The organism is Rhodococcus sp. P-2, from assembly GCF_016598535.1.
Lineage (GTDB): Bacteria > Actinomycetota > Actinomycetes > Mycobacteriales > Mycobacteriaceae > Rhodococcus_F > Rhodococcus_F baikonurensis.
Genome location: NZ_CP066779.1, coordinates 4894860 through 4908410 on the forward strand (window position 1 = coordinate 4894860; position 13551 = coordinate 4908410).

Genomic DNA, 13551 nt, shown 5'->3' on the forward strand with positions numbered 1-13551 from the left:
CCCTACAGCCAGGTATCTTCCGTCGTGGTCGTCAGGAAAGCTTCCAGATCGTCACGCCAGGTAGCCGGAACAGTCTTGTCCGGTTCGATGCCCGTGTACTGCCCACGATAGAAGAGCAGCGGGCGTTCGGTCTTGATCTCACTCATCGACGACACCCGACCGAAGACGACGTAGTGATCACCGCCGTCGTGGACGGTTTCCACCGTGCAGTCGATGTGTGCGAGAGACTTGTCGATGATCGGCGAGCCCAGAGGTGATGGCGTCCAATCGATACCGGCGAACTTGTCCGGCTCACGTGACCCGAAACGAGCACACACCGCCTGCTGTTCCTCCGCCAACACGTTGACGGCGAACTTCCCGGTCCGCTCGATCGCCGCCCACGACCGAGAACCCTTGGTGGGGCAGAACAGCACCAAAGGCGGGTCGAGTGACAGGGCGGCGAAAGACTGGCACGCGAACCCGACGGGCTCACCGTCGTCGACTGTCGTGATGATGGTGATACCCGTGCAGAACTGCCCGAGAACCGTGCGGAACTGGCGTGGATCGATCGCCTGCTCCGCACTCACCGACGCGTCGGGCGAACTCACGGCTTCATTCCCACCGTGAAGTCGTGACCCCACAGGCTCACGGCCGTGCTTTCCCTCGCGATCCAGTTTTCGTCCTCGACCTCTAGTCCCTCACAACCAAATTCGATGTCGAACCCGCCCGGAGTCTTCATGTAGAACGAGAGCATCTCGTCGTTGACGTGGCGACCGAGCGTCGCCGACATCTTGACCTTCTTGCGCAGTGCTCGGTCGAGGCACAGTCCGACGTCGTCGGAGTTCTCCACCTCGAGCATCAAGTGCACGATGCCCGTCGGGTTGGGCAACGGCAGGAACGCCAAGCTGTGGTGACGCGGGTTGCAGCCGAGGAACCTCAGCCACGCCGGGTCGCCGTCCGCGGGTCGGCCGACCATCTGCGGAGGCAGACGCATCGAATCGCGAAGTTTGAATCCGAGTACGTCGCGGTAGAACCGCAGCGACGCGTCGTCGTCATCGGTGGTGAGCACGACGTGACCGAGACCCTGCTCCCCCGTCACGAACCTGTGTCCGTACGGGCTGACGATCCGGCGATGTTCGAGAGCAGCGCCGTGGAACACCTCGAGGGAGTTACCCGAGGTGTCCTCGAACGCGATCATCTCGACGACGCGACGGTCCTTGAGTTGCTCCGCCGTGCCTTCCTTGAACGGAACACCGGCTGCCGACAACCTGTCACGGATATCCTGCAGCTCAGCGGCATTCGCGGTTTCCCAACCCGAGACGAGCAGACGGTCGGTGTCGTTCGGAACGATGACAAGACGCGCCGGGAAGTCGTCCATACGCAGATACAGCGATTCCGCGTCGACGCCCTTGCCCTCGATCATTCCGAGGATCTTGAGTCCGTACTCGCGCCACGCAGCCATGTCGGTGGCCCCGATGCGCATGTACGCCAGAGATCGAATACCCATCATTTACCTCCGTCGAGCAGGAAGTCGGTTGCGAGCCGGTTGAATTCGTCGAACTTCTCGAGCTGCGCCCAGTGACCGCAACCGCCGAAGACGTGAAGCTGTGCGCGCGGGATCATCTTGAGCGCAACCAGTGCGCCGTCGAGAGGGTTGACCCGGTCCTCACGGCCCCAGATCAGCAACACACGCTGACGCAGCTTGTACGCCTCGCGCCAGAGCATGCCGAGCTCGAAGTCGCCGCTGGAGAAGGACTTACCCATCGCTTTGGCCGCAGCGAGCGACTCGGGAGTGCTGGCCGCAGCAAAACGTTCGTCGACGAGTTCCGGCGTGATCAGCTTCTGATCGAAGACCATGATCCGCAGGAACGCTTCGAGGTTCTCACGTGTGGGCTGGTAGCTGAACTTCCCGAGGTTCTTGACGCCCTCGGTGGGGTCCGGCGCAAACAGGTTGACACTGAGACCGCCGGGGCCCATCAGAACGAGGCGACCGGCGCGGTCCGGGTAGTCGAGCGCAAAGCGAACAGCAGCGCCACCACCGAGCGAATTGCCCAGCAGATCAACGCGACCGCTGATCTCGAGCGTATCCAGGAGATCGTTGAGCGCCGACGCACTGTGCACGAAGTACTGCGGATGCTCCGTCGGCTTGTCGGACTGCCCGTAACCGGGCTGATCGACCGCGATGACGTGAAAGTTCTTCGCCAACACCGGAATGTTGCGGGCGAAGTTCGACCACGACGACGCGCCTGGGCCACCGCCGTGCAGCAGCACGATGGTCTTGTCGTTGCCGACGCCTGCCTCGTGGAAATGCAGTTTCAGATCGGGGCGCACTTGCGCGAACCGCGAAGTGGACTCGTAGGTGAGAGCTTCTTCGGTGGTTGTCACTGAGCCTCCTCTAGACCATCGTGTCGGTGATCGGCAGACCGAATTCGCCGGTTCCGAACATGACGTATGCGCGTTCGGGATCGTTCGCGGCGTGGACGCGACCAGCGTGTGCGTCACGCCAGAAACGCTGAATCGGCGTGCCGTTCTGCAGCGCCGTGGCGCCGGAGTTCTCGAAGAGCTTGTCGATCGAGGCAATCGCACGGCCAGTGGCGCGCACCTGGTCACGTCGAGCGCGCAGGCGTAGTTCCATCGGAACCTCTTCGCCCGCAAGGATCAACGCGTACTCGTCGGCGACGTTGCCGGAGAGCTGACGCCACGCGGCGTCGATGTCGCTGGACGCCTCGGCGATGCGCACCTTGGCGAACGGATCGTCCTTCGACTTCTCGCCGGCGAACGCAGCACGAACACGCTTGCCTTGATGCTCGACGTGCGCTTCGTAAGCGCCGTACGCCATTCCGACGATCGGCGCCGAGATCGTGGTGGGGTGAATGGTTCCCCACGGCATCTTGTAGACCGGTGCAGTGTTCTTCTCGAGGCCCGGGGCGGTCAATTCGCTCATCGCCCGGAAGCTCAGAACGCGATGCTTGGGAACAAAAACATCCTTGACCACAACGGTATTGGAGCCGGTTCCACGCAGGCCGACCACATTCCACACGTCGTCGATCTGGTAGTCCTCGCGAGGAATCAGGTAGCTCACGAAATCGACTGCGCGGCCGTCCTTGAACACCGGACCACCGAGAACGGCCCAGCTGGCATGGTCACAACCCGAGGACCACGCCCACGCACCGTTGACCTTGTATCCGCCCTCGACTACTTCACCCATACCCATCGGAGCGTAAGAGGACGAGATGCGCACGTCAGTGTCGTTGCCCCACACGTCTTCCTGCGCCTGCTGAGAGAAGAGGGCGAGGTGCCAGTTGTGTACGCCGATGATCGAGGAGACCCACCCTGTGGAACCGCACGCGCTGGCGATCTTCTTGACCGCGGAGTAGAACAGCACCGGATCGGCTTCGTATCCGCCCCACTGCTTCGGCTGCAGCAAGCGGAAGAAGCCTGTTTCCTGGAGTCCCTTGATGGACTCGTCGGGGATACGACGCAGATCCTCGGTCTCCTGTGCGCGCTCGCGCAGTGCCGGCAGTAGTGCGTCGAGCCTCTGCATCACCTCGTGGCTGTCATGGTTACCCACTTCGACGCTCCCGTCTTCCTCGATCGGTTGGTTCACTTACACTTGAGACTAGAACACGTTCTCTTTTCTGTCGAGACGCTGACAAAGGTCCCGTTTGTGGCCGCAATGCTGTAACAAGTGCCCCCAAAATCTGGCGGAACCGGATCGAGTTCTATAACGTGTTCTACTAACAGCTAGAAGGGATGTGAGGTCACAATGGCGCAGATTCGCGAGATCGACGTCGGAACGGTGCAGACTCGTTTCGCCCGCGGTTGGCACTGCCTGGGTCTACTGAAGACCTTCAAGGACGGCAAACCGCACGCGATCGAGGCTTTCGGTACGAAGCTCGTGGTGTTCGCCGACAGCAAGGGCGACATCAAAGTTCTCGACGGATACTGCCGTCACATGGGCGGTGACCTCACACAAGGCGAGGTCAAGGGCGATTCCATCGCCTGCCCCTTCCACGACTGGCGCTGGGGCGGCAACGGCAAATGCACCGGCATTCCTTATGCCCGCCGCGTGCCTCCGCTCGCACGTACCCGCGCGTGGACGACCCTCGAGCAGAACGGTCAGCTCTTCGTCTGGAACGACCCCGAGGGCAACCCACCGCCCGAGGAGATCGTGATTCCCCGTATCGCGGGCGCGTACAGCGACGAATGGACCGACTGGACCTGGAACTCCATGGTCATCGAGGGTTCCAACTGCCGCGAGATCATCGACAACGTGGTCGACATGGCGCACTTCTACTACATCCACTACGCCTTCCCGACGTACTTCAAGAACGTCTTCGAAGGTGAGATCGCCACTCAGTACCTCAACACCACTGGCCGTCCCGACATCGGAATGGCCTCCCAGTACGGCGGCGACACGCTGCTTCGCTCCGAAGCTGCGTATTACGGGCCGTCGTACATGGTCAATCCCCTGTGGAACAGCTACAGCGGATACGAGGTCGAGAGTGTTCTGATCAACTGCCACTACCCGATCAGCCCGGACTCGTTCGTGCTGCAGTGGGGCGTGACGGTCAAGAAGCCGACGGGTGTCTCCGACGAGATGGCCGACAAGTTGGCCGGCAAGTTCACCGAGGGCATCAGCGAGGGCTTCCTACAGGACGTCGCGATCTGGAAGAACAAGACCAAGATCGAGAATCCCCTTCTCTGCGAAGAAGACGGCCCCGTCTACCAGCTACGACGCTGGTACGAGCAGTTCTACGTGGACAAGGCCGACGTCACCGAGAAGATGACGCAGCGCTTCGAGTTCGAGGTGGACACCACCAAGGCAAACGAAGCCTGGCACGCCGAGGTCGAGGAAAACCTCGCACGCCAGAAGGCCGAGAAGGAAGCCGCAGCAGAAGCGGCAAAGAAGGAAGCAGAGGTCTAATCGTGAGCGCCTCGATCGGAACCGACGCACGGTGGGCTCGTTGGGCCAAGGCACCGGACTTTGCCGGGCAAACGGAACGGCTCGAGGCGATCGCGGCCCAGACGATCGAGGACAAGCACGAATATCTCGACTCGGGTCTGCAGGAGGTCGACTGCAAGGCATGCGGTGCCTGCGTACTTGTTCGCAAGAACACGTACAAGCACACCAGTGTTCAGTGGACTTCCGACCCGGCGCTGCGTTGCCACACCTTCAAAGAGGCAATCGCTTCCGGGCAGTCGACGGCATTGAAAGACGGTTGCCCGAAGCTGCACGACAGCATCGCCGACGCAGTCAGGGACGGCACTATCACGGTGCGTGATCCCGAGGTCAGCTGACCTGATTGTGCAGAACGAGGGCCGACCCACCACGGGTCGGCCCTCGTTGTGCGTTCCGGTAACTGTGCGTCTGTCAGGCAGGCGGTCGCACTTTCCGTGCAGCCACCGCATAGACGTCGCTCGACGTGGTGAGCGAGTTCTTTCCGCTGACTGCCGGCACTCCCCCACGGAGATTCACCGCCCAGTTGAGCGCACCCAGTGGTCCGCATCCGCTAGCCCCCGGCGCCGCAAACGCAGCATCCGAATGTGGGACTGCCGGAAACACTGCACCCGGGAAATCACCGATGGGTTCCGATGGCGGGTTGCCTGTTGTCGTCAGATGAAGGTTGATCGGATTCGAGATCGAACCGATGTAGCAATCGTCGCCCAGCAACGGATTCGACAGTTTCAAGCGGACCGGCATCGTGAGTTCCTGCTCGAGGACCTTCAGATCCGGGACTCCCACCGATTCGACTGTCGCGCTGATCTGAGTCAATCCGAGCGGAGTATCGATCCCGAGCGCACCCCCTGGCACCGAAATCGGGTTGGAATAGACCCCGTTGGACCCGTCCTGCTTGGCGACGAAGGTCTCGACGAAACTGTTGTCGGGCTGGATCGCGTATTTCACCCCGCCCGCAACCTTGAGACTGCCGTCCGGGATCGGCACCGAAAGTGCACCCAATTTCATGGTCCCTCCCCGCACCACGACGGTGGCGCACGTCGTCACCTCGAGATCCTCGATCGGGCACGTGCCCCAACCGTCGAAGGTCAACGGATCAACCTCCGGCGCACTGGAGGAACCGAGTGATCCTCCCCCGGAGGACCCTGACGAGGATTCGTCGGCGACTGCCACACCTGCCCCGGCCATGACAAACGATGCAATTACCACAACGGTCGACAACACTCGAGATTTATTGCGGCTCTTCATCTTCGAATTCCTCCATCGTTGACGGAACTTCACGAGAGCCACCCCTGCGGATCGCACCTCGATCTACGCCCGGCACGCTACCGAGAAGTGAGACGCGGATTCACACATAACGGCGATATTTCCCACCAAAGAACTACGGCGATCACGCTCGATCGAACTTCCGTCCTAGCTCGGAAACCGTATCGATCCCGTTGGCTCAGCTCGGTTCGACTGCTCCCGAACCGATGACCTGATCGAGGAACGGCCCGAACATCTCCCCCAGGTTCTCGGCGATCTGATCGGGAGTACCGAAGGACAACGTCACGTGGCTGATCGCGAGACGCACTATCGTGCTGCCGAACATCTCGGCATGGATGCGGTCGACGTTCGCCCAACTGGTCATGAAGATCTCGGCCAACCTAGCGCTCGCATGTTCGAGCAGTGGAGTCCCGTCGGTGGTGACCAGGCTCAGCAGGTCATGTTGCGGACGAGGACCGACAATACCGACCACCATCGGATCCCGGGCACCGGCGTCGAAGAATGCACGGAAGGCCGCCGAGACCGCACCCCGGGGGTCCGAATGGTGCAGCGTTACTTCGCGTTCCACCTCTTCGAGGAACTCGTCGACGAAACGTATAAGGTATCCCGACGCCAATCCCTGACGTGACGTGAACTCCTTGTACAACGTCTGCCGGCTCATACCCGCAGCTTCCGCGATATGCGCCATGGTGATGTCGTTCCACGATTTCTCGGTCAAGAGTTCGCGTGTGGCGTCGAGCGCTGACGCACGGAGAAGTTGACGAGCTGCCTCGTGGTACGGGACACGGGCACGAGCGGTGGACATATCGGGAAGATTTCCATCGCCCGTGCTCGGTGTCAAAACGGTGGACACGCAGGCTGCAGAAGTCACGAGCACACTCAGAGCACCGGTGAGGCGACAAGACCCGCCGCAAGTTCGGTCAGATCCCTGTTTGTATCGGCGAGTACGTCTGCGCTGGTGTCCGGGGAGCATTCGATAAGGGTTCGGACGGCGCGAATGTCCTTCGGCCGGCCCACGCTCACAGCACCGACGATATTTCCGTCGCGCATGCAGATCGCGGTGAAATCGTAGGAGTCCAAGTCTCCGCGGACGATCACGGTGTCATCGGCACCTGGCCAACCGGCTACCTGGATGTTGCGGCCGAATTGGTTCGACCAACTCCATGGGACGGATTCGAAAGGTTCATCCTTGCCCACGATGGTCTTGGCAACTGCTACGCCGTGGTCCTGCGCAGTGTTCCAGTGCTCACCACGGTGCATGCCGCCGAGAAAACCGTTGGGCACGTTGGCCACATCGCCGATCGCGTACACACCATCGACAGACGTCCTGAGGTATCGGTCGACCGAAATCCCGTTGTCCACCGCAATACCCGCAGCAGCAGCCACATCGGTATCGGGCAAGGATCCGATTGCGACGACGGCCAAGTCCGCTGTCCACTCGCGTCCGTCACGCGCACGTGCGGTGACGCCGTCGGCACCCGTCGTGAGCGTCTCGAGGTCAACTCCCGTCTGCAAGGCGACGCCCGCCGAGGCGTGCAGCGCGGCGATCTTCTCCGCTATCGACGGTGGAAGCAGCCTGGACAGGGGCAGCGGTTGCGCTTCGAGAACCTGCACACTGCAACCCAAGTCGCGTGCGGTCGATGCCACCTCGGATCCGATCAAGCCACCGCCGACCACCAATAGCGAGGATCCTTCGATCAGCTGGGATTGCAAGCGTCGCATGTCTGCGATATCCCGAAGATAGTGAACGCGCTCGGAATCGTCCGCGGCCAACCGTCGGGACCGTCCACCCGTGGCAAGAATCAGAACGTCGAAGTCGATGCTCTCGGCGTCGTCCAAATGTACTGTGCGGGTATCGGTGTCGATACTCGTGACAGTCTTGCCGATCCGGAGGTCGATGCCCTCCTCGCTCCAGAACGTCGAGGGCCGCAACCGAACCCGATCGATCGACGCTTTCCCGGACAGAAGTTCTTTCGACAACGCCGGGCGTCGGTACGGCTCCTCGGGTTCGCTGCCGATCAGGATGATGCTGCCGCCGAACCCTTCCTTGCGCAGGGCCTGCGCCGCACCGGCACCGGCGATGCCCGTGCCCACGATCACCACGGTGCGTGTGTCGGACTCGCGGACCGCTGTCATCAGCGGTCCACCTCGACCATCTCGAAATCGACTTTGGCAGCACCACAATCAGGGCAGGACCAGTCTTCGGGAATCTCGTCCCAGCGAGTGCCCGGCTCGATACCGTCGTCGGGCCAGCCGATCGCTTCGTCGTATTCGAACCCGCACTGGAGGCAGCGGAACAATTTGTAAGCAGTGGCAGTCTCGGACATCGGTTTTCCTTTCGCCTGTGAATAGTTCGATCAGGATTGCGCGACGAGCGTGAAGTCGACCTTCTCGCGGACGCCGCAGTCGGGGCAGCACCAGTCGTCCGGGATACTCGACCATAGCGTGCCGGGCGGAAAGCCCTCTCGCGCAGCACCTGTCGATTCGGTGTACGTGTAATCGCAGATCGGGCAGATGTAGGCGTTCATGCGTTCACCCCGTAGGCCGCGAGGATCTTGGCCCGCTTCTTCGGCGCGATGTTGACCTGGGTGATGTCACCTCGGTAGTGCGCGAGGACGCGGTGATCCATCACCTTGCGCCACAAGGGCGGAACTGTGGCGAGCATGATCATGCTGGCGTACCCGCTCGGGAGCTGAGGTGCCTCTTCCATGCTGCGAAGCGCCTGGTAGCGACGCGTCGGGTTCGCATGGTGATCGCTGTGCCGCTGCAGGTGATAGAGAAAGACGTTGGTGCAGATGCGATCACTGTTCCAGCTGTGCGCCGGCGTGCATCGTTCGTACCGTCCGCTTGCGGTTTTCTGACGCAGGAGTCCGTAGTGCTCGAGGTAATTGATCGCTTCGAGCAGCGAGAATCCGATGAAGGCCTGGATCACGAGGTACGGCGCAATACCGATCCCGAACACTGCAAGCGCGACACCGAACAGAACAACCGACATGAGCCAGGCGTTGAGCACGTCGTTCTTGATGCTCCAGTGCGTGGTGCCCAAACGCTCGAAGCGGGTCTTCTCGAGATGCCACGCCGACTTCAATCCCCCGGCTACGCTGCGCGGCCAGAAACCGTAGAGGGTCTCACCGAAGCGCGAGGTCGCCGGATCTTCCGGAGTCGACACTCGCACATGGTGGCCACGGTTGTGCTCGAGGTAGAAGTGACCGTAAGCACTCTGTGCGAGAACGATTTTGGACAACCAGCGCTCGACGCTCTCCTTCTTGTGCCCGAGTTCGTGGGCGGTGTTGATGCCGATTCCGGCCGTCACACCTATCGTCACTGCGAGTCCGATATTGGAGAGAACGCTCAAATCCCAACGCGCCCAGATGTAGCAGGACAGGAAGAAGGCCGTGTACTGCAGCGGCAGATAGGCGTAGGTGCACCACCGGTAGAAGCGGTCGTTCTCGAGTTCGTCGATCACCTCGTCGGGCGGATTCTTCCCGTCCTCACCCGCCAGAATGTCGATGACAGGAATGAGGGCAAACGCGATCAGTGGGCCGGTCCACCAGAAGACATTCCATCCGGTGGCGGTAACAAGCCCCACGGCGATGAAAGTTGCCGATGACGGAATCAGCGCCAACAGCCATAAGTAGCGTTTCCGGTCTCTCCAAGTTGCGAGCCGACCATCTGGCTCGGTGTACACCAACGCCGCCATCGAATTCTCCAGTTCTCGTTCGAATCAGTGAGTGCGTCCTGCGCGGCAATCCGCGACACGAACAACATCTATGTATAGAGAGTGGACAAATTGCGGTCTTTTGTCAACGATTTTGGAGGTAAAAGTTTTACAAACACGCAGATTTGTACAAAGCAGCGACCTTTCCAGCCGGGCTGATCGCAAATCTTCCACCACCGGGCCACGCTCGGTACAAAAGCGGAATGGGGACGTCAAAGTGCGCCATATGCGCCAAGCACCGAGGAACAGGTCCGCTCGTCAGCCCTCGAATTTTCGAGGACGACTTCGTCGTTGTCACCCATCGACCCCCTCCACCACACGGACGTTCGGTTCCTGGATATGTGTTCGTCGAGACCCGTCGACACGTGTCCGGGTTGCCCTCACTATCCGAGCCTGAAGCACTCGCCATCGCACGCGCGGTCAGGCGCGTCTCACGTGCTCTCGACTCGGAATTAACTCCGGAATTCGTGTTCTCCGCGATCGCCGGGCTAAGCGTCCCCCACTTTCATCAGCACGTTTTCGTCAGGCCTTTCGGCGCTCCGAGTTCACTGAGTTGGAACGACGTTGATTCATGGGACGACGCGCCACGCGTCGGCGAGGCCGAGCTCGCGCTCCTGTGCGGGCGAATCTCAGCTAGCTTCGAACCCGAGCACTAGCGCAAGACAATCGGAGCGCGTTCGGACCGTCCAGTGAGAGACACAAGCTCTCGATGTCCGATTTGCGCGAATTTCCCCAAAACAAATGTTCGCTTACCCATACTGAAATGACCGACTGTCCTCGACGTGAGTGGGTCCTCATGGATACCGACGTATTGGTAGCGGGCGCCGGCCCGATCGGCTTGACCACCGCGATCGAGCTGCGCAGACGCGGTATCTCATGTCGAATAGTCGACCCGCTCGACGAACCGCGGCAATACGCGAAAGCCGTCGGGATTCAGCCACGCACTCTCGAACTCTTCGAGAACATGGGGGTGCTCCGCCAGGCGCTTGATGCCTCGACATTGATGCGCGGTCAAATCATGTACACGAACGGCGTCGAGGTCGGCCGCGTCGACCTCATCCTCCCCGAGGACGTCCCTTACTGGTTCCTCTGCCTGCCCCAGTATTCGACGGAGCGCATCCTCACCGAGCGCCTCGCCGAATTGGGGACAACCGTCGAACGCGGAGTCGGCCTTACCGCATTCGAACAATCCGACGACGGCGTCACCTGCACACTCAGCGACGGCAGCACCGTGACAGCCCGGTACCTGGTGGGTTCCGACGGCGCTCACAGCGTGGTCCGCAAAGGGCTTGGCCTGAGCTTCGAGGGCGGTGCGTTTGCCGAAAGCTACATGCTCGGCGACGTCGAAGTCGACTGGTCGATCCCCAGCGGCTACTCCGTCCGAGCCAACCACACCGCCGACGACGGAACCACCGACGACCTACTCGTGTGCATCCCGCTCCCCGGACACAAGCGGTACCGCATGTCGATGCTCGTTCCGGAAGAGTTGATGCCGGACGAATCGTCGAACAAAGCCGCTGTACAACACGGCTTTTCAACCGGCACGACACCTGAGCTCCATCACATCCAAGCAGTGCTGGACAGACTGTCCCCAGAACCGACAACCGCCTCGACGCTGCGGTGGTCCTCGGTATTTCGCATCAGCCACCGCATCGTCGACGCCTACGGTCGCGGGCGGGTCTTCGTCGCCGGTGACGCCGCACATATCCATCCCCCGACTGGAGCGCAGGGCATGAACACCGGGATCCAAGATGCCCACAATCTCGCATGGAAGGTAGCGCTCGCCGTCAAGGGTGTTGCGAATGCGGATCTTCTCGAGACCTACGACGCCGAAAGGCGGCCGGTCGGTGAAGAAGTCGTCGGGATGACGGTCCGAAATGCTCGAGAAGGAATCGGTTCGGGAGAGTCTTCCATCGACACGGCAATGCGGCGCCAGGCTCAATTGTTGATCGACTACTCGGAGAGTCCGCTGAACACCGGGCGTGATTCTTCGAGTCCACACGTTCAACCGGGCGAGCGTGCACCCGATGCACGCGGAATGCGCCGAGACGGTGTGCAGTATCCAATTCGGTTGTTCGACTTGCTGTCCGGAGTCGACCACACGTTACTGCTGACTTCGGACGGATCCGCAGAGAGCATCAACAACCTGGAGAAGGTGGCCGACGCCGCAATTCGATCAGCGCACGGCTTGCTGGACGTCTACGCGATAGTGCCACCGGGAACCGTGACCGTCGACTCGCTGGTGCCGACCATCGAGGACAACGCCTCGCAACTGTGCGCCGCGTATGGGGTCGAAGGTACGACGGCGCTGGTCATTCGCCCCGACGGCTACCTCGGATTCCGTGGTCACCCGGAGAACGTTTCCGATTACTTCACGAAAGTGTTTGCCGTCAATCAGGAATGAGCGAAGCGAACATCAACCGAATCTCGGGCGAGAGCTGCATCAACTCGACGTATCCACCCAACGGCCCGGCATCGAGGTAGGAGAACTCCATGCCGGCGCCCTCTACCCGACCTTGTTGCACCACCGACATTCCGCGATGCTCGGCCTCGAGCAACGTCGCCTCATAATCGTCTGGAACCCAAGCCATGTGATGAACTCCGACGCCGTGAGTCTCCAGGAACTCCGTGTACAGGTTGCGTCCGGACACTGGTTGGATCAACTCGAGCTGTTGGCTGCCGGCATATCCGATCGACACGTGAACGACATAGTCGGCAGGCTCACCTCGATACGTTGTGGTCTCTGGACCAAAGGCGATGTCTGGCATACGTAGCCATCGCTCCACTCCCCACTGCCGAGTGAACTCCTGTTCGGCGGCCTCGATGTCCTCGACCACCCAGCAGATCTGGAAGATCGGTCCCGAGACCAAGGGGGTCATGCCATTTTTCCGTTGTCCACCGAGTAGACGGCCCCGTGTATCGCCGAGGCGTCGTCGGAGGCCACGAAAGCCACCATCTTCGCAACGTCCTCGGCTTCCATCAAGCCTCGCGGCGATGCAACCTTCATGACGAGATCGAAGTCGACTCCGTCGGGGAAGGTGAATCCGGTGACTTGAGGAGTCATCATGCCGCCGGGGCAGATTGCGTTGACCCGCAGAGACTTTCCGGTGAATTCCATCGCCATCGCCCTGGTCAGACCGATGAGTCCGTGCTTGGCAGCGCAGTATCCAGCCGAGTACGCCTGCCCTTCCAGCCCCGCGATCGAGGAGACGTTGACGATGTTGCCGCCCCGTTTCAGCAAGTGTGGCAATGCTGCGCGGGAAAGGAAGAACGGTCCGTTCAGATTGACCGCAAGGTCATGTGCCCATTCGGAATCCGCAATATCCGCCGTATGACGAAGCGAGTGGGATCCCGCCACGTTGACGAGGATGTCGATACCACCGAGCGCTTCGACGCACGCCTGTACTGCCGCATCACACTGAGCAGAATCCGAGACGTCCGTCGCCGCGTAACGACGCTCACCGTCCGCGCCGACCACCTCGACCATCGACTGCCGCAGCTTTTCCTTGTCACGGGCGATACCGAAAACCTGTGCGCCCCTGCGGTGGAGTATCTCGGCCACCGCGCGCCCCAACCCTGAGGACGCGCCGGTCACCAAGGCCACTTTTCCGGCCAGTACGTCTGCCAC

General features: G+C 61.1%; 15 protein-coding genes. 3 read left to right on the plus strand and 12 right to left on the minus strand.

Features of this window, described 5'->3' with window-relative positions; genetic code table 11:
* Nucleotides 1-2: 2 nt before the first annotated feature.
* Genes hsaB through hsaA form a run of 4 tightly spaced genes read right to left on the minus strand, consistent with a single transcriptional unit; the run spans nt 3 to nt 3550 of the window.
* Nucleotides 3-587, minus strand: coding sequence for a 3-hydroxy-9,10-secoandrosta-1,3,5(10)-triene-9,17-dione monooxygenase reductase subunit (hsaB, locus tag I7X09_RS22940; protein ID WP_003945677.1), 585 nt, complete (start codon nt 585-587; stop codon nt 3-5).
* Complete coding sequence (gene hsaC / locus I7X09_RS22945) at nt 584-1486, minus strand: iron-dependent extradiol dioxygenase HsaC (RefSeq protein WP_003945585.1); 903 nt, start codon at nt 1484-1486, stop codon at nt 584-586. Before hsaC ends, hsaB begins: the two co-directional genes overlap by 4 nt.
* Entirely contained in the window at nt 1486-2364 is an 879-nt protein-coding gene (hsaD, locus tag I7X09_RS22950; RefSeq protein WP_200313826.1) for a 4,5:9,10-diseco-3-hydroxy-5,9,17-trioxoandrosta-1(10),2-diene-4-oate hydrolase, read from the minus strand. Before hsaD ends, hsaC begins: the two co-directional genes overlap by 1 nt.
* Before the next feature lie 10 nt (nt 2365-2374).
* Complete coding sequence (hsaA, locus tag I7X09_RS22955; RefSeq protein WP_031332838.1) at nt 2375-3550, minus strand: 3-hydroxy-9,10-secoandrosta-1,3,5(10)-triene-9,17-dione monooxygenase oxygenase subunit; 1176 nt, start codon at nt 3548-3550, stop codon at nt 2375-2377.
* A 195-nt stretch (nt 3551-3745) separates the two neighbouring features.
* On the opposite strand from hsaA, the gene I7X09_RS22960 reads away from it, so the two are divergent.
* Both I7X09_RS22960 and I7X09_RS22965 read left to right on the plus strand, forming a co-directional pair.
* Entirely contained in the window at nt 3746-4906 is a 1161-nt protein-coding gene (locus tag I7X09_RS22960; protein ID WP_200313828.1) for a Rieske 2Fe-2S domain-containing protein, read from the plus strand.
* A 2-nt stretch (nt 4907-4908) separates the two neighbouring features.
* A complete protein-coding gene (locus I7X09_RS22965; RefSeq protein WP_007734099.1) occupies nt 4909-5280 on the plus strand; it encodes a hypothetical protein in 372 nt (123 codons plus the stop codon).
* 73 nt (nt 5281-5353) lie between these two features.
* Here the strand turns inward: I7X09_RS22965 and I7X09_RS22970 are convergent, their stop codons facing one another.
* The 6 genes from I7X09_RS22970 to I7X09_RS22995 form a co-directional block, all read right to left on the minus strand.
* Entirely contained in the window at nt 5354-6187 is an 834-nt protein-coding gene (locus I7X09_RS22970) for a hypothetical protein (protein ID WP_200313830.1), read from the minus strand.
* 196 nt (nt 6188-6383) lie between these two features.
* Nucleotides 6384-7010 carry a TetR/AcrR family transcriptional regulator gene (locus tag I7X09_RS22975; protein WP_200313832.1) on the minus strand — a complete coding sequence of 209 codons (627 nt, stop codon included), beginning with the start codon at nt 7008-7010 and terminating at the stop codon, nt 6384-6386.
* Between the two features lie 74 nt (nt 7011-7084).
* Nucleotides 7085-8341 carry an NAD(P)/FAD-dependent oxidoreductase gene (locus I7X09_RS22980; RefSeq protein ID WP_200313834.1) on the minus strand — a complete coding sequence of 419 codons (1257 nt, stop codon included), beginning with the start codon at nt 8339-8341 and terminating at the stop codon, nt 7085-7087.
* Nucleotides 8341-8532, minus strand: a complete 192-nt coding sequence (locus I7X09_RS22985; protein WP_007734094.1) for a rubredoxin — start codon at nt 8530-8532, stop codon at nt 8341-8343. The genes I7X09_RS22980 and I7X09_RS22985 overlap by 1 nt, the downstream gene beginning before the upstream one ends.
* A 30-nt stretch (nt 8533-8562) precedes the next feature.
* Complete coding sequence (locus I7X09_RS22990) at nt 8563-8733, minus strand: rubredoxin (RefSeq protein ID WP_200313837.1); 171 nt, start codon at nt 8731-8733, stop codon at nt 8563-8565.
* Nucleotides 8730-9905, minus strand: coding sequence for an alkane 1-monooxygenase (locus I7X09_RS22995; RefSeq protein ID WP_124568882.1), 1176 nt, complete (start codon nt 9903-9905; stop codon nt 8730-8732). The genes I7X09_RS22990 and I7X09_RS22995 overlap by 4 nt, the downstream gene beginning before the upstream one ends.
* Nucleotides 9906-10719: 814 nt before the next feature.
* Between I7X09_RS22995 and I7X09_RS23000 the strand changes: the two genes are divergently transcribed.
* Nucleotides 10720-12327, plus strand: coding sequence for an FAD-dependent monooxygenase (locus I7X09_RS23000; protein ID WP_200318047.1), 1608 nt, complete (start codon nt 10720-10722; stop codon nt 12325-12327).
* On the opposite strand, the gene I7X09_RS23005 is transcribed toward I7X09_RS23000, so the two are convergent.
* Nucleotides 12314-12802, minus strand: a complete 489-nt coding sequence (locus I7X09_RS23005) for a VOC family protein (protein WP_200313839.1) — start codon at nt 12800-12802, stop codon at nt 12314-12316. The genes I7X09_RS23000 and I7X09_RS23005 overlap by 14 nt on opposite strands.
* Nucleotides 12799-13551 carry an SDR family NAD(P)-dependent oxidoreductase gene (locus I7X09_RS23010; protein WP_200313841.1) on the minus strand — a complete coding sequence of 251 codons (753 nt, stop codon included), beginning with the start codon at nt 13549-13551 and terminating at the stop codon, nt 12799-12801. Before I7X09_RS23010 ends, I7X09_RS23005 begins: the two co-directional genes overlap by 4 nt.